The sequence below is a fragment of the Bacillus cereus group sp. BfR-BA-01382 genome (assembly GCF_022663475.1).
GTDB classification, from domain to species: Bacteria; Bacillota; Bacilli; order Bacillales; family Bacillaceae_G; genus Bacillus_A; species Bacillus_A thuringiensis_S.
In genome coordinates this window covers 1-23,751 of record NZ_JAKUFQ010000068.1, presented here as the reverse complement: position 1 = coordinate 23,751, position 23,751 = coordinate 1, and the positions used below count along the sequence as shown (strand labels likewise).

Genomic DNA, 23,751 nt, shown 5'->3' with positions numbered 1-23,751 from the left:
GTCTTTGACACGCCATCTTTTCTCTCCTTTTTCTCTATACATGATGTTCCATTCTATTTGTCTATTATATACATGTATGTATTTCCTTCCTTGTTCTATTAAATCCTATAGAAATAGCGCAAGAAAATGTTTCCATAGAAACACGTTAATTATACAAGATTCTACATAAATTTCACACTGGAATTTTAGTAATAATTTTATTTTTAAGTCGTAAAAAAACATATGAAATGTCTATATTTCATTCGGAACTGTACAAAAAAACAGACTATCACATACGTGAAGTCTGTTTCCCCATTCTTTTATTTTTGTACATCTGCCCATTTTAAACTTGTAGCTGGACCAAATTGATGTACATATAAATCTTTCACATATGGTTTTTGTAAGTAAGATAATCCGCGCTGGAATACCGGTGCAATTACTGCATCATCAAGTAGCATTTTTTCAGCATCCTGCATTGCTTTCCAGCGAGCCTTTTCATCATTACCTAATTCTGTTTTAATCTTCTTAATTAACGCATCATATTCTGGGTTTGCATATTCTGTATTATTAACACTACTTCCAGAAAGGAATACTTCTAAGTAAGTCATTGGATCTGGATAATCCGGTAACCAGCGTGATAACGACATTTCATATTCTTTTTTCTTCTCTAGTGCTAATTTTTGCGTATGTGGTTGCAATTTCACATTCACTTTTAAACCTGGTAAATTTTTCTCAAGCTGCTCTTTAATGTACTCTCCAACTTTTTTAAAGTTTTCTAAGTCATAATTTAATAGTTCTAACGTCACTTCATCTGTACCTGTTTCTTGCTTTGCCTTTTCCCAATATTCTTTCGCTTTTTTTACATCAGTTTTATTAAACTCACCTGCCGTACTTCTAAAATCTTTTTTATCTGGTCCCTTTAAAAATCCTTTTGGTACGTAATAGTTTGCAGCAACCGAACCATCATTTAAAAATGAATCCGCAAGTCCTTTCTTATCAAAAACTGTACTTAGCGCAAGACGTGCATTTTTATTTTTAAGAATCGGTACATTTTCATTAAATCGGAAGAAGTACATAACTGGATCTGTATATTGTTTTAGCTCTTTATTATTTTTATATTTATCCACGAATTCTGTAGAAATAACAGCTCTATCAACTTTATCTGTTTCATATAAATTTACCGCAGTTGAAATTTCTTTTACAATTTGATAGTTTACTTCATCTAACTTCACTTCTTTTTTATCCCAATACTTATCGTTTTTCTTCATTGTAAAGCTAGCTTCATGCTTCCACTCTGATAATGTAAATGGTCCATTATATACCGCTTTATTTGCTTCTAATCCGTATTTATCACCTTGCTCTTTCGCATATTTTTCGTTAATTGGATAGAAGGATGGTAAAATTAATAATTTCGTAAAATACGGTACAGGATGTTCTAGCTCTACGACGAACGTTTTATCATCCTTCGCTTTTACTCCTAATTCATCTAGACCTAGTTGTTTTTTATTTATCTTCTCAGCGTTTTTCACATCGTACGCAATGTATGCATATTGAGAAGCGGTATCTGGATTAATCAATTGCTTCCAAGCGTATACGTAATCATGAGCGGTTACTGGATCTCCGTTTGACCATTTCGCATCACGCAAATGAAATGTATATGTCTTTCCATCTTTACTCACTTCATATTTTTGTGCGCCTGCCTCAATTACTTCATCATTTTTCGATAGACGGAATAGTCCTTCCATTACGTTATTCAAAACGTTAAACGAGACTGCATCTGTGACTTTCACTGAGTTTAACGACGGAATTTCACCCGTTTCTAGTAACTGTAATACTTTCTTTTCATCTTTCGGCTTTGTTGTAGTTTTTTCTTTTGCGCAGCCAACTAAAAATGAAGAAACTAATAGAGTACTAACTAATGAGTAACGAACAACTTTTTTCATTTAAAAACCCCCTCTATTTTTAAGGTAAGTAACGACGAGCACCAGCGTATTCTTCTATATATCCTGGTGTATTTAGTGGTATAATCTCTACCGACCTTTCAGCTCTTGGTGAGTGAATCATATTGCCATCACCAATATACATTGCAACGTGATGGACACTACCTTTCCCTTGATCATGTGCAAAGAAAATTAAATCTCCCTTTTGTAAGTTTTCTTTATCAACTGCAACCCCTGCTCTTGATTGCGGTCCAGAATCTCGCGGAATTGTAATGCCGTGCGATTTATAGATCGTATGCGTGAAGCCAGAGCAATCAAATCCAAAACCACTTGTACCAGCCCATATATACGGTAAACCTAAAAACATTTTCCCTGTGTTAATTAAATCATCAGCGGTCGGTTTTGGAATATCAGTTTGAGAGCGGTAAACTGTTCCATCATTTTTTCGTAGCCATGCTTTCTGACCATTTGGCAACAATACACGGTATGAAATTGTGTCTTCACTTAATAGCGGCAGTCTTGTATTATAACTGACTTCAAGTGATTTATGTTTTTCAGAAGGATTTATATATAAAATCGCTGTTGGCTTTGTTATTAACACAAAAGGTTCATTTGTTTTATCTGCAAATTCTTGATTATATGTTAATTGCTTTTCAGGCATCCAGCCCGGATAACCTTCTTCATTTCGTGGCGTTGGCTGTCCATGCACTAATACCTTCACCCACTCGCCTTTCTTATCAATAACAGTTACTTCTTGACCGAGTAACGCTTGTGTTTCTAATTTATTTGCATTTGTTAACCATAGTTTCTCGTCAAGTGTCATTGATTTCGTCCATTTCCATAGATCCACTGGATTTGTTGCACTCGGTGTATCGATTGGCCTTAATGCATCAGGTGCTGTCCATAACGTTGCAGCAGATACATCTATAAATGCTTTATTATCCTTCTTTTCTTCAGCATTTGCCGATGTAAACGATGAAAATATAAATAAAGTTGTTAAAAATGCAGTTCCTACTTTTTTCATATATATCCCCCTTAAAAAAATAGTTTACTAGTCTCTTCTCCTAAGACTTACTATTCACTGTCGATTGAAGGTTTACCTTTGATCCAGAATAAGTCATTCCTTCCGGCTCTTCCATTAACCAAAGCGGTGCATCAAGATCAAAATAATGAATATTAGGATGCGCTGCCGCTAAATGCGCAACAGCACTAACGGAAAGTGAAGATTCCATCATGCTTCCCACCATACACTTCACACCAGCTGTTTCTGCGATATCTGCAATACGCCATGCTTCACGTATGCCACCACATTTCATTAATTTAATATTAATTAAGTCTGCATATCTTCCTTGAACGAGCTTTAATGCATCACTTGCTGAAAATATACTTTCATCGGCCATAATTGGCGTTTGCACACGATCTTTGACGTACTTTAACCCATCCCAATCTTTCGCGTGTACTGGTTGTTCAATAAATTCTATATTTAAATTACGATTTTCCATCCCTTGAATGATAGAGACCGCTTCTTTTGGACTCCAACCTTGATTCGCATCTAAACGTAATGTCGTATTTCTTGGTACCACATTTCGAATTGCCTCAATACGTTCCAAATCTAAATGCGCCTCTTTACCCACTTTAATCTTTAATGTTTGAAATCCTTTTTCTATATGTTTCTTCGCTTCTTTTGCCATGAATACAGGCTCATCCACACTCACTGTAATATCCGTATAAATTTCTTTCTTCCCGCCTAACAATGCATATAACGGCACCTTTTGATATTGGCAATATACATCATATAAAGCGATATCTACCGCTGCTTTCGCACTTGAATTTCTAATACAACTCATTTGAATGCGCTGTAGTAACTGCTGAAACTGAATGATATCTTGACCAATTAAACATGAACGCATCGGTCCTAAAATCGCTTCTTCTATTCCACTGGTGAAATCACCCGTAATAACTGGCGTTGCGGCTGCAGCTCCCTTACCAATCACTCCTTCATCTGTATGAATATAAACATCTATACTTTCAATTTCTGTTACAGTACGAAGCGCGGTTTTAAACGGTGTATGAAGTTTTACACGTCTACGATTTACTTTTACATCTGTAATTTTCATTTTGTTCATCCTTTCGTTCTCCAATGAAGTGAAATTTTAATCCACCGGAGATTTATACCCACAGATTATTAAGTAAACCTATTGGGCATTTACTCTCCTATCTCTCTACTTTGTTTCCGTTTACTTTTGATGTAGGATGATAATGTGAAATAAAAAAATCCAGCCATAAGAATGATTCTTACGGCTGGATTTTGTCTATGATTGAGTAGACAAAGCAGCAATCTGATTATATTTTTTCTGTGCATCTTTTAGCGCTACAAGTAACGCTTTTTGAGAAGAGCCGAAATATCGGTTCTTTACTTCCATTACTAACGCCGGGTCATTTATATTTTTATGTAGAAATAAATATTTAACAAATTGAGATGTTAATGCAATTGTCGCTGAGCAGTCTACATCTACAATTTCCCCTGTATCCTTAACAAGTACAAATGCTACGAAATAGCTTTTAAACTTTTCAGTAATGGGATTATTTTGAGGTGCTTTCGCATCCCCTACGATATAAATTGTATTTGAAGCGTACAACAGCTATCTTCCTTTCGTATACGAGGATAACGGGTTTCTTAATAGTCGTATGAGCGAGGAACTCAACGTTGATTAAAAAATGTATCCGCTTACCTTGTATTATAATATAATTGACAGAATTTTAACAACATTTATTTTAGTGCATATTCCATATCTATGAAAATAGCTTAAACTCTTCATTTTTACAATATGTGATTATTCCTTGTACCATTACATTCATACATAAAAAAAACAGTTAGCGACGGCTAACTATTTTTTTCATTACTTGGGCATCACAAATATAGTTTCATTTGACTTAGAAAATTGATACTCTTTTCTCGCAAACTTCAAAATTTCTTCCTCATCGTCTGTTAAATTTTCTATGTTAGTCTTTAAAGAATCTTTATCTTTCTTTAAAGATACTAATTGTTCCTTTTGATCCGTAATCGTACCTTTCTTCTTATCAATTACTTCTTGTTGTTTCGTTAAAATATATTGAACGTACAGAGTAGTTGCTGCAATAAAAAGGACCATTAAAATAAGTCGCCTTAACTTCTTTTTATTTATCCTACGCTTGTCACTAGGTTGTGATAACTGCTCTGGTATATTAGGAACATTTACTCGTTTGAGTTTCCTCATTCAAATCCCCCTAACCCATATTTTTCACTACCATCGGCACGTTTTCTTACTAAACTAAATTCTATTCTTATAAAATAAACTCCTTCACAAAAATATCCCATAAATTAACCAATTAAAGATAGCATTCGACGACATTTCCATATTTACACCGATTTTTTTTATACATGCTGCTATAAAATAGTAGTTTCTGTAATTCTTTTTCTACTATTGTAGAAGAGTTTTTTCACACACAAAATTCCTTCCCTACATATCCATGTTATAACATGCTTACAAGGAGGGGAAATATGCATTACCGCACATTAGGTAACACTGGAATAACTGTTTCTGAAATAGGTTTTGGGGCATGGGCAATCGGTGGTGATGAATGGGGACCTGTTAACGATAAACAATCTATAACTGCTATAAAAAAAGCCATTGAGTGTGGTGTGAATTTTATTGATACTGCGGATGTGTATGGTTTAGGACATAGTGAAAAGTTGGTGGCTACCGCGATTAAAGGACATCGTAATGATATTATACTATCAACGAAAGGTGGTTTAATCGGACATCACTACGACACTAATGGCGTTCCTGTATATGATACTCCTGAAAAAATCATCGCCGTATTTGAAACAAGTTTACAACGTCTTCAAACAGATTATATTGATCTTTATTTTTGTCATATTTGGTGGCATAATCGTAGAGAAACAGAAGCATTTCTACGTGCATTTGACATATTAAAACGTGATGGCAAAGTAAGAGCAGTCGGTGTTTCGACTCATGATTTACAATACATTCATCATTTCAATAACAACAACGAAATTGATATCGTACAACTTGATTACAATATATTAAATCGAAAACCAGAAAAAGATATATTACCATTCTTACAAGAGAAAAATCTAGGGGCTGTTATTCGTGGTCCATTAAAAATGGGCATTTTAACTGGAAAATTTACAAATAAAACAATTTTTCCAGATGGAGATTTACGCAAAGATTGGCCAAATGAAACTTGGTTTCAAGAAGACTTACAAACCGTAGAGAAACTTCGGTTGCTCTCAAAAAAAAATCAGACCCTAGGGCAACTTGCACTTCGCTATGTACTCTCTCATCCGGCAGTAAGTGTTGTAATTCCTGGTGCGAAGTCAGGAACGCAAGCACAAGAAAATGCAAATGCATCTGTTCGCCCTATTTTGAGTGATGAAGAGCTTAACTATATTCATTCAATATAAAAAGCCCAATCCGGGCTTTTTAATTTGGCAAACTAATATCATACTCCATTCGCTTCGCTGTGTCCTCCGCAACATGCACACCTAACAAGTTTTTCACAATATGAAATGCCATATTAATTCCAGCTGAAATTCCGGCAGATGTTATAATATGTCCTTCATCTACAAACTTTACATTTTCTATAACTTCAACATTTTGAAACTCATTTTTAAACTTTTCAATACTAGCCCAATGTGTTGTTGCTTTTAACCCTTCCAGTAAACCTGCTTTCGCCAGTAATAACGCTCCTGTACAAACTGAAGTCATCAGCTTTACTTCTTTCATTTGTTGGCGAATCCATTTTATTACTATTTCATTTTTTATTTCATATTTTCTAGCACCTAGCCCACCCGGAATTATTAAAATATCCACTGGTGGTAAATTTTCAATACTATAATCTGGCTGTACCTTCAATCCATTCCTTGCTGTAATCATTTCTCCATTCTCGCTAACTGTATAAACAGTAAATGGTTTTTCTTCATTCACCTCAGTTACAGAAAAAACTTCAAATGGTCCTGCAAAATCTAACACTTCTACTTCATTAAATAAAAATATACCAACACTCCATTTATTCATCATAAGTTCACTTCCTGTTTCAAATGATGTAAAAGGTGATCATATCCTTTTTCTAATGCAATATCATACGCTGTTTTCCCATCATTTTTCTTTATCATCTTATTAGCTCCATTTTTAAGGAGTAGCATAATTATTTCTTCATTTCCTAATAATGCCGCTTCGTGAAGTCCTGTCCAGCCACCACTTTGCATAATATTTACATTTGATCCTTTTTCAATTAAGAAAGCAACAAGTTCACTTTGCTTGTTCGCGATTGCTGCTTGCAAAGGCGTATTTTCATTTTCGTTTTTCGCTCTACTATGTATATCTGCACCGCTTTCTAAAAGAAAACTCGCTATTTCTTTTTGTCCAAAATAAGCTGCTAAATGAAGTGGTGTCCAGCCATCTTCACTACATTCGTTAACAATACTTGGACTCGCCTTTATAAACTTCACTACTTTTCCCTTATGACCACTTATAACAGCTTGTGCTATTGATTGTAAATGCTCCATAATAATCTCCCATCCTTCAAACTATTTAAGCATCTCCTTCTACATGTTCTATTAATTATTACATTTTCCTTTTAAAACCTTAAGTTTACATAATAATATTATATATCCCTTTTTGTGCTTAATGCTGAATAGCAATAATGTTAAAAATACTGCCTTTAAACAATGAAGACCATGATTTCATTAGAGTTACTGAAAAAGCAAGCAAAAAACTATACACATAGTTTTCATCATATTTGTTCAGTTGCATGAAATAAAACAGGTAATGTTTATTCTGCTATTCATGCTTTCAACATATCAAATAATATTATTCCAATAAAAAAACAATCCATTTTTAAAATGGATTGTTTTTTTATTTCTGTTTTATGCGGTTTATTTTTTTTGTATTTTCAATGAAGAAATAATTACGTTTACAAAAATGAAACGCCACTATCTTCGTCCCTCTTATAGTGAGTTTTTCGTTTGAAAACAAAAAACTTTTTTCACCTTACGTTTGAAAAAACATATGTAAAATTCTCTAAAACAGCTGCCTTATCATACTAATCTATAGCAATTCTGTCTTCTTCCCTTACCTGTTTCCTTTAACACATACGATTTTAAAACAAGCGCCGTTAATGAATCTGTTAATGTTTTATATGATAAATTTGATAATGCCAATAGATCGTTCGTATATAACATTCTATGCTTCTCTAATAATAATAGCACTAATCGTTCAGACGGTTTTAATGCCTCATCACTTTCTAGTATAAAGTCTATATTTTTCATTTCTCTAATTATTACTCCTTATATAAAAAAATACTTTAGGTGCTAATTTAATATAAAAATAATACACAACAAAATTTGAAATATATTAAAATAACATTACTTTAGGACACTATTATACTATAACATATAAAAAGCATTTGCCGAAATAGGAAATGCTTTTTATATTGCTTATATAATTCTTCAAAAACCACATTTAAAAACGGTTAGTCATTCTCTAAATATGAATGACTAACCGTTTTCCAGCTTCTTCTCAATTAACATGTTTTACCTTAAATATTTATTGCAATATGCGGCTTACTGTAATGACTTGTTCCACCGCCACCTACTACTACTTTACCGCCTTTTTCAAAAATTAATAATTTACTTGAACCATCTGCAAGAAGCACTATTACTTCAGCATTATTACTTGTTGCTACATAAATTACATAACCACTCTTTGATATACAAGTTTCCCAATTCGCATCAAATTCTGATCTTACTACACGATTTGAATACACTTGATTTTCAATTCTATCTTGTTCTACGTTTTCCAAATTTATTCTCTCCTCTTCCCTGTATAGTTATATATATTAAAATAGCGACCGATTTTAACATAAATAGTATATGTAATTAGTAGGAGAATGCTTAGACAATGGAAACGAAATAGACTTCAAAAATTTTACAATTGAAACTTCTCTTTAATCATTTCCGCTACTTCTTTTGCACTCAAATACGTGTTATTAATTTTTATATACTCTTCTTTTTCAATTTCACCATGAAGAGAGTTTAATCTATGCTTTTTCATCGTCTCTTTCAAATTATTTTGAGACCACTCAATATCTCTTTTTTTCGGTTTATGTTCTAATCTATTCGGACTTTTATTCCGTTCTAATCTTTCATCTAATTCCGCTTCCAGCTCTATAAAATACACTGTCCCACCTTTTGATTCAAAAATACTTTCTACATAATGTATATAATCCCAATCCGATTGGAGGTCAAATGCCCATATATACGTAAAAATCATTCCAGATAAATCACTTTTAGATACTTCTTCAAATATTTCATTACGAAATAAACTTACTAGCCTTTTTGCTTCTGTCGTACTGTAATCAAAAATTGGACTTACTAAATCAATTGTCATGTGGTTATGAAAAAGTTTTAAACCGGTTAATGTTGCTAATTCTTGACCCACTGTCATTTTCCCAACTGCTTGTGGGCCAAATATTAATATAAGTTTCATTTATTTCCCTCCGATCTTTCTCTATAAACAATTACATAAAATTAAAAATAAGGCAGCCGATTTTTAATCGATTGCCTTATTTTTTTATTCATAGTATTAGTTCTATTCTTTTCGCACAGCTTCAAAAGTAAACATTTGATTTGCATTTGACGGTTCGTTTTTATAAGCATATTCAGCAGAGCAAGTAATATTAGAGAAACCTATACTTTCTAACAGAAGTTTAAACTCTTCTATTCCATACCAACGTACCGCAAAGCGTTGTAGTTCTGTTTGTACTAACTGTCCTTTACTCCACTTTTCATATTTCAAATATGATACAGTAACTTGGTTCAGCCAATCTATTTCAATTGATTTATTTTCTAATGTGATTCCGTCTCCGCTCGGCAAAGAAAAAGTCGATGTATGAATTTCCCCAGTCTTCCAGTCATACGGAAGCATAATATCTACGATTAATCGTCCGCCTGGATTAAGATGTTCATAAAAATATTTCAATACGTTTATAGAATCGACACGATTTTCAATTAAACAAAAAGATCCAGTAGGAATGATAATTGCCTCATATTTATGCGGAAGTGATAATTGTTGCAAGCTTCCTTCATATAAATTAGGATGTAAGCCTCTCTCTTTACAGCGCTTACGGCAAGAATCTAGCATTTCAGGTGAATAATCTATCCCATCTACTGTAAAACCAGCCTCTAGAAGTGGAATGATGACACGCCCTGAACCTACTGCAGCTTCGAGGATTCTTCCTCTACAATCTTTTAAACGTTCTTTGTAATACTCAATATCACCATTCAAAGAATAACCGACTGGTTTTGTGTAATCATACAGTTCCGTACAAAGTGTACTATAAAAACTAAACATTTATTTTCTCCTCCGTTTTTACGTACGGAAGATTTCAATTCAACTAATCTTCCTGTACCTCGAATTTTAATGAGATTTTGAAAGAGCTGACTGTCATAATATATCACTCACTTTCCATAGAATATAATGATATTGTATTACATAACCTTCCAATTTGAAATATAAAAATTAAAAATTCAGACTGTAAATTAAAGAGCTTACTTTAGTAAGCTCTTTAGAAAAAATATTTATTTCACAATCGGCAATGTCACTTCACTTAATTTCACTGTAAGTTTCGTTCCAGCTTTCGGTCTAATTGTATAATCATAATCACTTGCAATTAAAACAACTCCGATTTGATGCCCCACTTTAAATACATAATCATCTGGCTGCATGTCCCATGTAAATGCATAATCTTTGCCCGGTTGAATCGCTGTTGAATTTTCTATACTCTTTAAGTTTTGTGGATCCATCCAGCCTCTCGTTACGATTTCCGGCTTCGCTCCTCCATAGTCAACAAGTAATGCTGTTAAATTTAATACAGATCGATCAATATTTCCTGTAATTGAAATCTTTGGTATACCACTTATACGCGTATCTTTTTGCAGTACAGGCATTGTATATACTAATCGATTGGCTACTTCTAATTCTGGGTTTGCTACTAATTGATTTGATTTTATTTGTGCATCATCTACGAATGAGAAAACTTTATTAACCGATCCCATACTTAGTCGCAAATTGACTGATTTATTACTTAAATACATACGGATTTTTGAAGGTACAGCCGCTGGATCTGGCCAATTTTTTATCTTTTGCCATGATTTATTTTCTCTTTGCACATCAACCATTGGTTCATCCATAATTCCATTTTCAATTCCGTACAACCAATAATCTAACCATTTATTTTGTGTTTGCTGCCAGTTATTACTTGATGTCCCACCGTGTCCACCTTAATATAGCCACATTTTACGAGGTACATCATTTTCTCCAAGAGCATCCCACCATTGTGCGAACTGTTTCGTTTTAACATTCCAATCGTTTAAACCATGAACAACAAATACACTCGCTTTTACATTTTTAGCATCTTTTACATAATTTCTTTTATCCCAAAAATCGTTATAATTACCCGTTTTCCGATCTTGTCCAGCAGTAAGTTCTGTCATTATCGGACCACAAACTTCTGGATTCTTTCTTGTCAGTACTGCTTCTGCCATATTATCTGTATCTTCTCCTTGATATCCGCCTGGAGCAATGACTGCACCATTTGCACGATAATAATCATACCAACTACTAATTGCTGCGATTGGAATAATTGTTTTTAAACCTTCAACTCCAGTAGTCGCAACAGCATTTGGTAATGTACCATTATAAGAAACTCCAGTCATACCTACATTTCCTGTAGACCAATTTGCCTGAACTTCCTCACCCTGTTCTGTAAATGCTTTCGCGCGACCGTTTACCCAATCAATAACAGACTTTGTACCGAGTATTTCTTGTTCATCTCCAGTTGTAGGGCATCCATCTGATTTTCCAGTACCGATACTTTCGCCTAGAATAACTGCATAACCTCTTGGCACGTAATAGTTCCCATACGAACCAAGATTAACTGCTCCATACGGTTTTCCTTCATACGCATACAATTCTTCATCTACATTATATACAGGAACATCTTTTAATCCAGATCGATATGGACTCATTTCATAAATAACAGGAACCTTCACATTCGGATCTGTCTTTGGACGCATAACTTTTATCGATACTCTGTCTTTCTTACCGTCGCGATCACTATCAACTTCTGTCTCTACATATAAATTTTCGATAATAGCTTCATCGAGAGAATAAATCGGCTTTGTCATCCCATTTTCTAATTCAATTTTCGTATTTTTAGTCTCTTCCTTCTTCTCTGCATGCACATCCATAGTAAAGCTAGGTATAATTGTTGCAGATAGCATTGCTGACAGTGTAATTGCCATTTTCTTTTTACTCAAAATGTTCCCTCCCCTTATTCGTTCTCTTTTACTATATAAAAAAATAACTGAAAATTCAGTTTTATTTTTATATAAAAGTTGAGAAACTCAAAGATTTCTTATTAAGTAAAATTTAATGCAGGTGTGAAAGTATTTTCCCACTCCCCCCTTCTTTATAAAGTGAAACTGTAATCAGCACTCACCAATCGGGCGTTTACGAGCAGCAGGGCCCCCGTCTAACTTCTTTGCTTCCACTGAATTTTGAAGTGGGGGTCTTACTGCCCGGCAAATAGCGGGATAAATAGAGGAAAAGACAACCGATATTTCTATCGATTGTCTTACATTCCATTTATTATTTTTCTAACTCTTTAAAGGTATCTTTCAAGTCTTTATCAGATACCTTTATATCTGCATTTTTAAGCAGATCTCTAGTAACTTGTTGATGGAATTGAGGATCTTGTATACGTTGCTGTTCTAATTCTTTACGAATATTCTCTTTCTCTTCCTCATACGATTTAAGCTCTTTTTTATCCGTTAACTTAATAATATGATATCCGAAGGAAGATTTAACAGGTTCACTCAATTGACCAACTTCTAACTTATATGCAGCATCCTCAAATTCTTTCACCATCATACCTGGTCCAAATTCAGATAGTTCTCCACCTTTCTCTTTAGAACCTGGATCCTCTGAATATTGTTTAGCCAATGCCGCGAAATCTTCGCCACTATTTAATTTTTCTTTAATTTCTTTTGCTGTCTTTTCATCTTTCACTAAAATATGGCTAACTTGAAGCTTTGGCTTATAGTGATCTTTAAAATCTTTTTCCGTTACGGTTGCTTTAATAGCTTTTTCAAAAGCGAAAGTAAGCTTTAATTTCTCTTTCAACTGATCTTCATTTTTCACACCATTAGATTCCATATATGTATTAAAATTATCGCCCATCTTGTCTTTTAATTCTTTTAGTTGTTTCGTTACCTCTTCATCCGTAACTTTATATTTATCATCTAATACTTTCTCTACTACCATTTCAGATAAATTCTGTTTACCGTAGTTTTCTTTTAATTTTTTGTTAAAATCACTTTCTGAAATGCTTCCTGATTTTGTAGTTACAATATTATCTGATGAACCACATGCGGATAAAGATAACGTCATCCCCATTAAAATGCTACCTATTACTAATTTCTTTCTTTTCAAATCCGAATACCTCACTTCATTAAATTCAAATGTAACTATGTAAATGTAACGTTTCCCTGTGAACTTCACGTGAATTTAATGAAAGTAGAACATTTGCTAATTCTCCATTTAATACATCAATTTTGAAAATTATGGTGATTCATCCTGTATCGCTAACCTCTAAAGCTGCAAAAAGGACTAATATTTTCATTAATCCTTTTTCACATTTATATAAAATTGAATTTCTCCATCTATAGAGGAAACTCCATATTCAAAACCATGTCTTTCTAAAATACTTTTCACTATCGCTAGTCCTAATCCTGTACCTGATTTTTCTTTACTACGAGAAAATTCTAGTACGTAAAAAGGCTCCCAAATTTTATCGATATCTTTAATTTTTTCCGTATGAATGCCATTTTTTATTTGAAAATATATACTTTTATTTCTATCTTCTAAAGTAATTATTATGTTTTGATTTGCTGAATATTTTATTGCATTAGAAATTAAATTTTGAAATACCATTCTCATTTTATTTAAATCTGCATAAACGATTGTATCGCTCGTATTACAGTTTACTTGCAAGTTAATTTCTTTCGAATCCAGTTCAATCTGATGCTTATCTAATATACTCTGGACCAGTGGTTCAATAGGGAATTCTTCTTTTTGTAAAATATCTCTTTCTAGTTTAGAAAATCGTAATAGTTCTTCAATTAAGTTTGATATTTGATCTGTTTGTTTAATAATTGTATCTACGTAAGTCCCATCATCTAGTCCATCTTTAATCCCCATAGAGTATGCTTTTACTAATGCGATCGGTGTCTTTAATTCATGCGTCACATCACCCATAAATCGTTTTAAATGTTCATTACGATCAGTTAAATCTTGATGTGCTTCATGTAGTTTTTCGCTCATGATATTAATACTATTGGCCAACTCTCCTATTTCATCATTCGTTTTCACTTTCGTTCTTTTAAACTGCAAATGTGAAATATCCTGAGCTACATCACTTAGCTCTTTCAGTGGCGTCGTTATTATTTTTGAAAGTATCCACACAAGTAAAATAATAAGAAGCAGCGAGAAACATACGATGTATAAGTAAAATGTATTTAACGTACTTATAATTTCATTTGAATTCGCAATAGAAGTCCCAATTAAAATTATCGTATCATCTTTCGCAATATATTTAGCAAAAAAACTCGCTTTTACCTTTCCTTGATCGTACAGTTTATTCGATTGCCCTTCCGTCTTCACTTTCATGACTTCGTCTTTCGTAATCCAAAGCTTATTTAACGTCACTTTCTTTTTCGTAAGTTGCATGCGTAATGCTTCGTTCATAGCATCTTCTGACTGATTAATTGGCGTATACGCAATTGTAACGTTGTTTTCACTTTCAATTGTATGAATAACATCCTCTATATTTTCCACTGTTGTATTTTGTATTTGTGTTGTAAATTTATTTAAGCTTTCACGTGTTTTATAAATATTATAGTTCGGTAAGAGATTGTTAATGAATAATAACGAAATCATAAAGATGAGAATAACAGTTGCAGAAATACTGAAAAATAACTTTTTTCCAAGTTTATTCACTTTGTTCCTCCAAACTATAGCCCAGCCCGCGATACGTCTTAATAATATTTTCTCCAATTTTTTTACGCAGCCTTCTTACATGTGTATCAACAGTTCTCTCTTCTCCAAAATAGTCAAATCCCCATACAATATCTAGCAATTTTTTACGAGTTAAAATCGTTCCTTTATGATTTAAAAAGCATTTTATTAATTCGAGCTCTGTTTTTGTAATTTCTAACTCTATATCATTTTTATATACTTTATTTTTGGCGAAATTTATCTTTACATCTTGTACTTGAATAATATCATCATGCTGAATAAGCTTTTTCGCTCGTGTAATTAGTACTCCTGGATGAAATGGTTTTTTTACGTACTCATCTGCCCCACTTTGAAGCGCTGCTAATTCATCTTCGCTTTCACTTTTCGCCGTAAGCATTAACACTTTTACGCTTGAATTCTTTTTTATTTCCTGACAGACAGTAATACCACTATGTTTCGGCATCATCCAATCCAAAATTGCTAAATCAATTTTTTCATCATAAAACATTTGAAGTGCTTCCTCTCCGTCTTTCGCTAATAAAACTTCGAAGCCTTCTTTTTCAAAATAAGCTTTTAAAATTCTTAACATATCTTGTTCGTCATCTGCAATTAAAACTTTCATATTTTTTCCTCCATTGCTTTTAAACAAAAACCAATTGTATCATACAACATCTTTGTTACATGAATGTGACAGAAAAATATTTAAAGCTTTTGAGGGGATAGTAATGGTGAGGTGTTGTATTATGATAAAAAAAATCGGGGTCATTTCTCTTCTTTTATTTCTATTATCAACAAATGCGTTCGCAAAAACCAATCAACAAATTGAAGTATTTGATTGTCAAAAAGAAATGGTCATTCAAAAACAATCTTTAGATCCAGTAATCCAAAAAGAAGCAGTTCAATACGCTAAAGCAATAACCGGTCCATTTAAAAACTTAAATGTCGTTCCAAAAGATGGCTATATGATAAAAATCCCATTATCTAAGCCGGTTTCTATTACTAATCAATGGTTACACACTACAATAGACGAAGTACTTATACTGCTCCCACTAAATGAAAAGCCTTATATTATGCTTTATGATGATGAAAATAATCCGCATTTTTATTATGTAAAAGGTAAACCAGGATTATTATTGAAACAAATGAACGTTAAAACGTAATTGACTGAAAAGGAGTCACCTTATAAGCTAAATTTTAAAAGCTAAGGTGCTCTTTTTTATAATAACAATTTAGTAAATGAAATTATAAAAGTTGTTTTTTTATATAAGGGTCGCAACTTCATATATATCAGCGATTTTTAAGATATATCGATTTACCAACAAAAACCCTGTCCGTAGCTATTCTTTGGATAGCAATCTCTATAATAGTTTGTAGTGACTCGATCCCTTATATAATCCCCCTTTTACAAATCCATTTGCAGTATAAAACACATCCCCTTGCTTCGTGTCAGCATGTAAAACAATCACTTCAAAATACTTTTCCGCATGACATAATAGTTGGTTTAATAATAAGTTCCCTAACCCTATACGCCGATAATCCCTTGAAATATAAAATCTCCTTAACCGCACAATCTTATTGTCTTTTGTGTACGGATCCTCATTTAAACCTCCAACTCCAATTAACATATCACCTTGGAAAACACCATATAAACATTCTCCAGTTTTATTGAATACATTTATTTTGTTTTTATATTCATTTATTAGTCTTATAAGGAAATTAAAACCTTCTTCTTCACTGTCTTGAACGAGATGACTGAATTCATACTCCATTAAATTTTCTATTTTTTGAATATGTATATCTTTCAAGTCCATTCCCCCTAAGTATGAAAACACATAAAAATGCTCGAGAATCATTTATTCTGAGCATTTTTATGGTTGTTACTTTATGTAATTCATAGCGTGCGTATTCTTCACTTCAGATAATATCCCCTTCAACTCCATTAAATCATCTATTACTATATCAGCCTGAGCAAGTTCATCTTCTTGCGCAAAATCAAAATTACATCCAATCGCAAGTAAACCGTTGTCTTTCGCTGCATTTATATCAGATAGCCTGTCACCAACTACCGCTGCCTCTTTTATATCATATTTGTTCATAATACTTTTAACTAAGTCACCTTTATTTAGCGATTGTATTTGTTCAATACTAAACGTTTCAGTCACCCACTTGTCTAAAGCATAATAAGTTACGATTGCTCGTAAATATTCAGTTAAACCATTACTAGCAATGTAAATTGAACAATTATTTTCTTTTATATATGTAAATATTTCTTTTACATTTGAATATAAAGCGCCTTTTCCGCTTTTTATGTTTTCAATTAGTCTATCTAAAAAATATGCATCTGTTTGTTCTCTTACTTCAATAGAATGGTCCGGTAATAAAGCTTCCCAAACTTGCGGTAACGGCACACCCATAATTTCTCTATATTTATTAATTGGTGTTACTGTATCCCATAGTTGTAGTGATCTTAAGTGATTGAAAGTATCATCTAACGATAATTCTAAAATTTTATCTGTTTGAAATAACGTTCCGTCCATATCAAAAATTAACGCTTGTAACATGTCATTCTCCCCTTTTGAACTATAAGTATTACTCGATATATTTTTCAGCATCTCAACGATAATTTCTGAACAATAATTTGCGGCAGTTTTCGCGAAATCATCATAAGAAACTTGAGCTTCATCATCTGCACTGTCAGAAATACATCTTATAACAAGAAACGGTATATCATTTATGTAGGCGACATGTCCAATTGCTGCTCCTTCCATTTCTGTACAATGAGGTGCGTATTCGTCTATTAATTTCGCCTTTAACTTTGAATCTTCAACAAAACATTCACCGCTGACGATTCTTCCTTCATGAACCCTAGTACGTAAACTACTACTATTACATGCTTTACGTGCTAACTCTACCAATTCCTTACTTGCGATAAATTCTTCCTTGAACGGAAATAAGTTTTTCATTTGATTTTTACTTACATCATGATGGGTTACGTTAGTTGAAATAACTAAATCGCCAACTTTTACATCTGGATGTAACCCACCAGCAACGCCTGTATTAATGATAGAGTCTACATCAAATTTATGAATTAATGTTTGCGCGCATGCAGCTGCATTTACTTTCCCTACACCAGAACGTGTAATAATTACTTCTATCCCCATGAATTCTCCAATATAAAAAGGCATTCCCGCTATTGTCTGTTCCTCTTGTATAACTAGTTTTTCTAAAAGTAAATCTATTTCAATTTGCATTGCTCCAATAATGCCGATTCTGTTCATGTATGTAGTCTCCTTTATTAATTAATCCCTTTAATCCTCTCAGACATAACCGACAATAAAAATTTCGGAAGTACAAGTTGTCTCTTTAACCTTTTCGGCTGTGAGAGTAACCTATACAGCCATTCAGTTCCGGTATCCCTCATCATTTTCGGTGCTCTTTTTACAGTACCAGATATTATATCAATCATGCCTCCGATACCAATAGATAGCGGAACGTTTAATGTTTGTATGTTTTCATAGATGAACTCTTCTTGTTTTGGTGAACCTAGTCCTACTAGTAGTAAATGCGGCTTGAATTGCTTAATTTTCATTTTTATTTCTTCTATTTCTTCACCATTTACAAATCCATGCTGTCCTTTAAACTGCGCTCCTGGGAACTGCTCATTTAATTTTTCTAATGCCTTTTTATTACTTTCTGGAGCGGCTCCAAAAAGAAAGACACGATATTCATTGTCGTTACAATATTTTATTAAATCGTGAGTTAAATCCGCTCCAGTAACACGTTCTTTCAAAGTTCCTTTTAATATTTTCGAGCCAATTATGACACCAATCCCATCCGCTGTTATTAAATCCGCAGATAGTAACATCTTTTTAAACTGCTTTGATTTTTCCGTATTTTCCTTTGCAGACATAACAATTTCAGGATTTGCAGTTACTACAAACCTTGGTTTCTCTTGTTGTTCATGTAGCCAACCTTTTAATAAACTTATAGCTTTTGCATATTCTAAAGTTGAAAAAGGTATACCTTTTATAAACTGCTGATCCACTATACTCTCCCCTTACATAAGCTGCAAATATTCATCAATATCTTTAGAAATTTGAATAAAAGCCTTATTCCAAAATTCATAATTTCTTATATCTATTTCAAAATATTTTTTCATAAGCTCCTCTACTGGAACCTTTCCTGTTTCTCGTAAAAACTCTTTATATTTCGAATGAAAAGTACCTTTACTTTCTTGAGCGATTTCTAATAAACTAAAACTTACTAAATATCCAAATGTGTATGGATAATTGTAAAAAGGAACATCTGCTATATAAAATTGAATATATTTCATCCATACAAACGGTTGGTATTCACTTAAAGCATTTCCATAAGCTTCTTTCTGTGCCATTATAGATAATTTCTCAATTTCATCAGCACTTAAAGGACCCTCTTTACATTTTTCATAAAATGTTTTTTCAAACTGATACGATGCTCGTATTGCCATTACATAATTAAAACTATTTCTTATTTTCCAGCTAAGTAATGACTTTTTCATATCTTTACTATCCGTTGTTTCAATTAGATAATTTAAGAGTACCGTTTCAAAGAAAATAGATGCTGATTCAGCCGTACTCATTGGCAAATTATCATCTAAAAAAGATATAGATTGTTCGAAACTCATATTATAAAAATGCCAAGCGTGTCCTAATTCATGAGCGAGCACTCTTACACTATCTATACTCCCATCATAGCGCATTGAAATTCGTGATTCTTTCTCACTGAAAAATGGAGCACAAAACCCACCTGGTGGTTTATTCTCTCTCGGTTCAGCATCTACCCATCCACTTTCTATCGCATTACGTGCAAATTCTGCTAATTCTTCATCAATATTCTTACATGCATCATAAACGTTTTGTACTGCTACTGAAAAAGGAATTATAACCTCATTACTTTCCTTTACTGTCATAAGTTCATGCCATGTAATTGACTCTTTTCCCTTCTTATACACGTTTAAAGCACTTACTAATTTATCAAGGTTTTCTTCTGTCGCATTCCACATTTGGAATAATACAGCTTCTGAAATGCCATTCGCATGAAAAGATTGTGTTAAAATCTCTCTATCTTCTATTTCATTACTCTTTGCATTACGCAATCTCCCTATTTGATTTAATACAGTAGCAAAGATTTCTTTTTCCTTATGTAAAGTACTTGTAAGTAACTCGAATACTTCTAATCTTTCCTTTTCATTTTCACTATTCATTGCAATATTATTTGCTTGTCCAAAGGATAATTGTTTATTATTGTGCTCTATTTCTATCCTATCCCGTAATTGTATGTACATATCTTCCCACGCACTAAGTTCATTTTTTATAAACTTAATATTAATATTATCGGAAGTTTCTACTTCACTATGTTTTATTATTTGCTGTACTTCACTTTTTAGTTCCTTCACTTTCACATTCAATTTAGTAAGGTCAGATGAAACACTTTCTTCAACCCATTGACAATACAAATAGTATTCTGCTTTTTCAATAGCTTGTATAAGCTTTGAAAGAACCTCTACATCTTTTGTTACAAAATATTGCTCTTTCAACTCTAAAATCGGAAATAGAATATCCTCATTCAAATACAATCGATTTAAATCCCATCTAGCAATTTCTTGCATTTTTATAGCCGCCTCCTATTTTTACAAATAGTTACAGATATTTCTTCCTACACAATTATATATGAAATAAAAAAATTTCGATATCCTTAAATATTCAGATTCCTATAAATGCATTCTTATTTATATCTTTTCTTCTACCATAAAGTATCATTTCACATATAAAAAATACTCCCTCTACAGGATTGCATTTGATATAGGCTAACTTCAAAGGTTTCATCTTCATCCATACCATATCGACCGATTATCACAGATTAAAAAATAAAAAAGGATTGATCAAAAGATCAATCCTTTACTCTACTTCATTTAAGAAAAATAACGTTATAACGCCAGGACCTGTATGTGCACCGATTGCTGCACCAATTGTATTTACGATAAATACTTCACAGCCAAATCTTTCAGTAATTAATGCTTTTAACGCTTCAGCTGTTTCTAAGTCGTCACCGTGAGTCATAGCGATTGTTTGACCTTTAAGGTATTTTCCACGTTCTTCCATAATATCAACAATACGGCTTAATACTTTCTTTTTCCCTCGTACTTTTTCAAGTGGGACAAGTTTTCCTTCTTCCACGTTCAAAATCGGCTTAATGTTTAATAAACCACCGATAAATCCTGCTACTTTACTTAAGCGCCCGCCTCTAACAAGGTACTGTAAGTCAGCTACAGTGAAGATATGTTCCATATGGTTCATTAGAAAAGCGACACGGTTTAATATGTCTTCTTTTGATGCGCCGTTTTTTGCCATTTTAGCAGCTTCTAATACGACAAGCCCTTGACCAAGCGAAGCACATTTCGTATCAATAATTTCTAAATCTAAATCTGCATATGTTTCTTTTACTTCCTCTTTAATGACAACTGATGATTGATATGTACCAGACAGTTCAGATGAAAAAGCTAAATATATACAAGGATTACCTTCTTTTGCATAAGAAACAAATTTTTCTTGGAAAGTTTCAAGTGAAGGCAATGACGTTTTATAAACAGCGCCTTCTCTCATTTTTTGCAGTAATGTAACTGACTCTAATGTTACTCCATCTAAATACTCTGTTTCTACTTCATCATATACACGGAGTGGAATTAAATCAATATCATATGCTTGCAGCAATTCTACTGGTAAATCCGCCGCACTATCCGTAATGATTTTAACACCCATTTTTAAACCTCTATTCTGTTATAAATATAAAATAATAAAATAAAAATAGTACTTTTAAATTATATACGTAAAACTTAAATGAAGAAAGGAAAACACTTTATATTGTATGCACTATTCTTCAAAACTTGAACTATTAATGAAAATGGTTCTATTTTAAACACCTTTTTCTTATCATTTTTCAATAACACGAATAATTTTATAAGTATTTTGTATCATCATATTTTAATTCTTTATCTTAATATAATCTTTTCAAATTTATACTGTTTAAAATTTATACTGTTTAAAATTTAAAAGCCACATCCAATAAAGGAAATGGCTTTTAAATTTCCATAAAACAACCAAACTTTATTTCCCATCACATTGTTCTCATTATTATTTTGGCGATGTTAATGATTAATATTTATAGCCTGTACTATATTCACCTGTAAGAATCACTATATAAAAAAACAGGTTAAACATTTTATAAAATATTTAATTTTACTAGTAAAGCTAATAAAATTTGGAGAAGAATTTGAACATTTACTGCTATGTCTGTATCCGTAGTCGTAACTGTAACATTTCTAGAATTTCTAATAACAGTTTCTTGTTTATTAATTTGTTTAATAGATGATTTTTGAAACAATTCTTGTGCTACACGATCAGCTTTTTCACTATCTGCTATAGAAATACTTATTATAACCACAATAGCTGCTTGTAAAGCTGCTTGAATAGATAACGCAGCTTTTGTATCAGTAGTAGTAACTTCTACATCTGCTGAATCAACTATTGTAATAGATTCTTCAGAAATTTGATAAGTTTTACTTTCTTGCGCAGCTGCTTCTGAAACGCTAGCATTTTTAAAAGACGGATGAGGATTTGAAGAATCTAATGCACTCCACTTTTTATTTCCATCTGAATGACATGTTTTTTCCATAAGTTCACCCCCTTTCAATCTAAATAATTATTAACCTGTGATTGTATTTCAGAAATAATACTTTTAATTTGCTGCTTTTTTTCTGGCGATAAATTTTTTAGTTTTTCTTCATTTATCCCATGCCTATTAAAAATATCTGAGAGTAAAAGGTCTATAATTATATTCTTTTGATCTTTATCAAACTTAAAGGAAGAAAATTTATTTAAATCATCCATTTACAATGTTCACTCCTATCAGTTTTCTATAAAAATTTCAAATAACTACCAGCATTATATGTATTTAAATAACAATTGCTTGGACAAGTAACTTAATCTTCTATTTTCCCTTCTTTTTACTAATGAAATCAAAAGGCTGTCTTCTAATGCGAAGACAGCCTCCCGTTACTTAACATATATAAGTTTTAATTACTGTTAAATAATAAGTTCACCTTTGCTATTGTATAGTTATCCCCACTTACCTTCCCATCAATCTTGAATTTTAATTTAGTCATAATAAGAAGTCCAAGCTTGTACCACATATTACAACAAAAAAATATTTACTTTGAGTGAACCATTATAGCTAAATATAAATGGGATAGACACTTTATAAAATGTTTAGTTTAACTAGTAACGCTAATAAAATTTGAAGGAGAATTTGAATATTCACTGCAATATCTGTATCAGTAGTTGTTACGGTTACGTTTCTGGAATTTTTAATAAATGTTTTTTGTCTATTAATTTGTTTAATAGATGATTTTTGAAACAATTCTTGTGTTATTTTATCTGCCTTTTCACTATCTGCTATAGAAATACTTACTACAACCACAATAGCTGCTTGTAACGCAGCTTGGATGGATAGCGCAGCTTTTGTATCTGTAGTAGTAACTTGTACATCTGCTGAATCTACTATTTCAATATATTCCTCAGAAACTTGATCGATTTCATCTGTTTGTATAGCTTCTTCTAAAAAATTTGCATTTTTACTATATGAATAAGAATTTA

Annotated in this window: 24 protein-coding genes and 1 pseudogene; 2 read left to right on the top strand and 23 right to left on the bottom strand. The window is 32.5% G+C overall.

All coding sequences use genetic code 11. From position 1 onward, the window contains the following. Positions 1-299: 299 nt before the first annotated feature. The 5 genes from MR160_RS22710 to MR160_RS22690 form a co-directional block, all read right to left on the bottom strand. The gene (locus MR160_RS22710) at positions 300-1,922 is read right to left on the bottom strand and encodes a peptide ABC transporter substrate-binding protein (protein ID WP_063675455.1); all 1,623 of its coding nucleotides are present in this window, start codon (positions 1,920-1,922) and stop codon (positions 300-302) included. 19 nt (positions 1,923-1,941) lie between these two features. Next, entirely contained in the window at positions 1,942-2,943 is a 1,002-nt protein-coding gene (locus MR160_RS22705; protein WP_000755414.1) for a C40 family peptidase, read from the bottom strand. 40 nt (positions 2,944-2,983) lie between these two features. After that, positions 2,984-4,045, bottom strand: a complete 1,062-nt coding sequence (locus MR160_RS22700) for a dipeptide epimerase (protein WP_242298086.1) — start codon at positions 4,043-4,045, stop codon at positions 2,984-2,986. Between the two features lie 186 nt (positions 4,046-4,231). Further along, positions 4,232-4,558 carry a DUF3870 domain-containing protein gene (locus MR160_RS22695; RefSeq protein WP_000271316.1) on the bottom strand — a complete coding sequence of 109 codons (327 nt, stop codon included), beginning with the start codon at positions 4,556-4,558 and terminating at the stop codon, positions 4,232-4,234. A gap of 261 nt (positions 4,559-4,819) precedes the next feature. Then, entirely contained in the window at positions 4,820-5,176 is a 357-nt protein-coding gene (locus tag MR160_RS22690) for an FtsB family cell division protein (RefSeq protein WP_001228728.1), read from the bottom strand. 284 nt (positions 5,177-5,460) lie between these two features. On the opposite strand from MR160_RS22690, the gene MR160_RS22685 reads away from it, so the two are divergent. Continuing rightward, positions 5,461-6,387: an aldo/keto reductase gene (locus MR160_RS22685; protein ID WP_000559372.1), complete on the top strand. Its 927-nt coding sequence runs from the start codon at positions 5,461-5,463 to the stop codon at positions 6,385-6,387. A 19-nt stretch (positions 6,388-6,406) separates the two neighbouring features. Here MR160_RS22685 and MR160_RS22680 read toward each other — a convergent pair whose 3' ends face one another. From MR160_RS22680 to MR160_RS22635, 10 genes and pseudogenes are all read right to left on the bottom strand, one after another. Then, positions 6,407-7,003 carry a DJ-1/PfpI family protein gene (locus tag MR160_RS22680; protein WP_000981426.1) on the bottom strand — a complete coding sequence of 199 codons (597 nt, stop codon included), beginning with the start codon at positions 7,001-7,003 and terminating at the stop codon, positions 6,407-6,409. Further along, positions 7,000-7,491 carry an ankyrin repeat domain-containing protein gene (locus tag MR160_RS22675; protein ID WP_000400677.1) on the bottom strand — a complete coding sequence of 164 codons (492 nt, stop codon included), beginning with the start codon at positions 7,489-7,491 and terminating at the stop codon, positions 7,000-7,002. The genes MR160_RS22680 and MR160_RS22675 overlap by 4 nt, the downstream gene beginning before the upstream one ends. A gap of 531 nt (positions 7,492-8,022) precedes the next feature. Next, positions 8,023-8,253, bottom strand: a complete 231-nt coding sequence (locus tag MR160_RS22670) for a hypothetical protein (RefSeq protein WP_000789031.1) — start codon at positions 8,251-8,253, stop codon at positions 8,023-8,025. 269 nt (positions 8,254-8,522) lie between these two features. Next, positions 8,523-8,786, bottom strand: coding sequence for a hypothetical protein (locus MR160_RS22665; RefSeq protein WP_000432422.1), 264 nt, complete (start codon positions 8,784-8,786; stop codon positions 8,523-8,525). 125 nt (positions 8,787-8,911) lie between these two features. Next, positions 8,912-9,472 (bottom strand): AAA family ATPase, encoded by a 561-nt coding sequence (locus tag MR160_RS22660; RefSeq protein ID WP_000767068.1) that lies wholly within the window; start codon positions 9,470-9,472, stop codon positions 8,912-8,914. Between the two features lie 102 nt (positions 9,473-9,574). Continuing rightward, positions 9,575-10,336, bottom strand: coding sequence for a class I SAM-dependent methyltransferase (locus MR160_RS22655; RefSeq protein WP_242298084.1), 762 nt, complete (start codon positions 10,334-10,336; stop codon positions 9,575-9,577). Positions 10,337-10,563: 227 nt separating this feature from the next. Next, positions 10,564-12,303 (bottom strand): annotated as a pseudogene (locus tag MR160_RS22650) (Xaa-Pro dipeptidyl-peptidase). 331 nt (positions 12,304-12,634) lie between these two features. Continuing rightward, the gene (locus tag MR160_RS22645; protein WP_015945822.1) at positions 12,635-13,477 is read right to left on the bottom strand and encodes a peptidylprolyl isomerase PrsA; all 843 of its coding nucleotides are present in this window, start codon (positions 13,475-13,477) and stop codon (positions 12,635-12,637) included. Between the two features lie 189 nt (positions 13,478-13,666). Further along, complete coding sequence (locus tag MR160_RS22640) at positions 13,667-15,043, bottom strand: sensor histidine kinase (protein ID WP_001037228.1); 1,377 nt, start codon at positions 15,041-15,043, stop codon at positions 13,667-13,669. Continuing rightward, on the bottom strand, positions 15,036-15,683 hold the full coding sequence (locus MR160_RS22635; RefSeq protein ID WP_242298082.1) for a response regulator transcription factor: 648 nt from the start codon (positions 15,681-15,683) through the stop codon (positions 15,036-15,038). Before MR160_RS22635 ends, MR160_RS22640 begins: the two co-directional genes overlap by 8 nt. Positions 15,684-15,804: 121 nt before the next feature. Here MR160_RS22635 and MR160_RS22630 point away from each other — a divergent pair, with 121 nt between their 5' ends. Beyond that, on the top strand, positions 15,805-16,221 hold the full coding sequence (locus tag MR160_RS22630) for a hypothetical protein (RefSeq protein WP_000591758.1): 417 nt from the start codon (positions 15,805-15,807) through the stop codon (positions 16,219-16,221). 198 nt (positions 16,222-16,419) lie between these two features. On the opposite strand, the gene MR160_RS22625 is transcribed toward MR160_RS22630, so the two are convergent. The 8 genes from MR160_RS22625 to MR160_RS22590 all read right to left on the bottom strand — a co-directional run. Next, positions 16,420-16,914, bottom strand: coding sequence for a GNAT family N-acetyltransferase (locus tag MR160_RS22625; protein WP_057187471.1), 495 nt, complete (start codon positions 16,912-16,914; stop codon positions 16,420-16,422). 24 nt (positions 16,915-16,938) lie between these two features. Continuing rightward, positions 16,939-18,339: a 5'-methylthioadenosine/adenosylhomocysteine nucleosidase gene (locus tag MR160_RS22620; RefSeq protein WP_001079713.1), complete on the bottom strand. Its 1,401-nt coding sequence runs from the start codon at positions 18,337-18,339 to the stop codon at positions 16,939-16,941. 17 nt (positions 18,340-18,356) lie between these two features. Then, a complete protein-coding gene (locus tag MR160_RS22615) occupies positions 18,357-19,106 on the bottom strand; it encodes a WecB/TagA/CpsF family glycosyltransferase (protein WP_000372659.1) in 750 nt (249 codons plus the stop codon). A 12-nt stretch (positions 19,107-19,118) separates the two neighbouring features. Next, complete coding sequence (locus MR160_RS22610; RefSeq protein ID WP_063675457.1) at positions 19,119-20,708, bottom strand: M3 family metallopeptidase; 1,590 nt, start codon at positions 20,706-20,708, stop codon at positions 19,119-19,121. Positions 20,709-20,997: 289 nt separating this feature from the next. Next, positions 20,998-21,858, bottom strand: coding sequence for a DegV family protein (locus MR160_RS22605; RefSeq protein WP_000538300.1), 861 nt, complete (start codon positions 21,856-21,858; stop codon positions 20,998-21,000). 460 nt (positions 21,859-22,318) lie between these two features. Continuing rightward, complete coding sequence (locus tag MR160_RS22600; RefSeq protein ID WP_000415813.1) at positions 22,319-22,771, bottom strand: spore coat protein; 453 nt, start codon at positions 22,769-22,771, stop codon at positions 22,319-22,321. 14 nt (positions 22,772-22,785) lie between these two features. Further along, a complete protein-coding gene (locus tag MR160_RS22595; RefSeq protein WP_000342252.1) occupies positions 22,786-22,986 on the bottom strand; it encodes a spore coat protein in 201 nt (66 codons plus the stop codon). A gap of 367 nt (positions 22,987-23,353) precedes the next feature. Beyond that, positions 23,354-23,751, bottom strand: a 398-nt coding sequence (locus tag MR160_RS22590; protein WP_242298080.1) for a spore coat protein, incomplete at its 5' end; no start/stop codon positions are given.

What these genes read in the sequence shown, in the direction of transcription:
- MR160_RS22700 (WP_242298086.1), bottom strand. Translation starts at nt 4,045, where the DNA reads ATGAACAAAATGAAAATTACAGATGTAAAAGTAAATCGTAGACGTGTA.
- MR160_RS22685 (WP_000559372.1), top strand. Translation starts at nt 5,461, where the DNA reads ATGCATTACCGCACATTAGGTAACACTGGAATAACTGTTTCTGAAATA.
- MR160_RS22660 (WP_000767068.1), bottom strand. Translation starts at nt 9,472, where the DNA reads ATGAAACTTATATTAATATTTGGCCCACAAGCAGTTGGGAAAATGACA.
- MR160_RS22710 (WP_063675455.1), bottom strand. Translation starts at nt 1,922, where the DNA reads ATGAAAAAAGTTGTTCGTTACTCATTAGTTAGTACTCTATTAGTTTCT.
- MR160_RS22620 (WP_001079713.1), bottom strand. Translation starts at nt 18,339, where the DNA reads ATGAACAGAATCGGCATTATTGGAGCAATGCAAATTGAAATAGATTTA.
- MR160_RS22630 (WP_000591758.1), top strand. Translation starts at nt 15,805, where the DNA reads ATGATAAAAAAAATCGGGGTCATTTCTCTTCTTTTATTTCTATTATCA.
- MR160_RS22670 (WP_000789031.1), bottom strand. Translation starts at nt 8,253, where the DNA reads ATGAAAAATATAGACTTTATACTAGAAAGTGATGAGGCATTAAAACCG.
- MR160_RS22675 (WP_000400677.1), bottom strand. Translation starts at nt 7,491, where the DNA reads ATGGAGCATTTACAATCAATAGCACAAGCTGTTATAAGTGGTCATAAG.
- MR160_RS22680 (WP_000981426.1), bottom strand. Translation starts at nt 7,003, where the DNA reads ATGATGAATAAATGGAGTGTTGGTATATTTTTATTTAATGAAGTAGAA.
- MR160_RS22705 (WP_000755414.1), bottom strand. Translation starts at nt 2,943, where the DNA reads ATGAAAAAAGTAGGAACTGCATTTTTAACAACTTTATTTATATTTTCA.
- MR160_RS22605 (WP_000538300.1), bottom strand. Translation starts at nt 21,858, where the DNA reads ATGGGTGTTAAAATCATTACGGATAGTGCGGCGGATTTACCAGTAGAA.
- MR160_RS22595 (WP_000342252.1), bottom strand. Translation starts at nt 22,986, where the DNA reads ATGGATGATTTAAATAAATTTTCTTCCTTTAAGTTTGATAAAGATCAA.
- MR160_RS22625 (WP_057187471.1), bottom strand. Translation starts at nt 16,914, where the DNA reads ATGATTCTCGAGCATTTTTATGTGTTTTCATACTTAGGGGGAATGGAC.
- MR160_RS22690 (WP_001228728.1), bottom strand. Translation starts at nt 5,176, where the DNA reads ATGAGGAAACTCAAACGAGTAAATGTTCCTAATATACCAGAGCAGTTA.
- MR160_RS22600 (WP_000415813.1), bottom strand. Translation starts at nt 22,771, where the DNA reads ATGGAAAAAACATGTCATTCAGATGGAAATAAAAAGTGGAGTGCATTA.
- MR160_RS22610 (WP_063675457.1), bottom strand. Translation starts at nt 20,708, where the DNA reads ATGCAAGAAATTGCTAGATGGGATTTAAATCGATTGTATTTGAATGAG.
- MR160_RS22655 (WP_242298084.1), bottom strand. Translation starts at nt 10,336, where the DNA reads ATGTTTAGTTTTTATAGTACACTTTGTACGGAACTGTATGATTACACA.
- MR160_RS22635 (WP_242298082.1), bottom strand. Translation starts at nt 15,683, where the DNA reads ATGAAAGTTTTAATTGCAGATGACGAACAAGATATGTTAAGAATTTTA.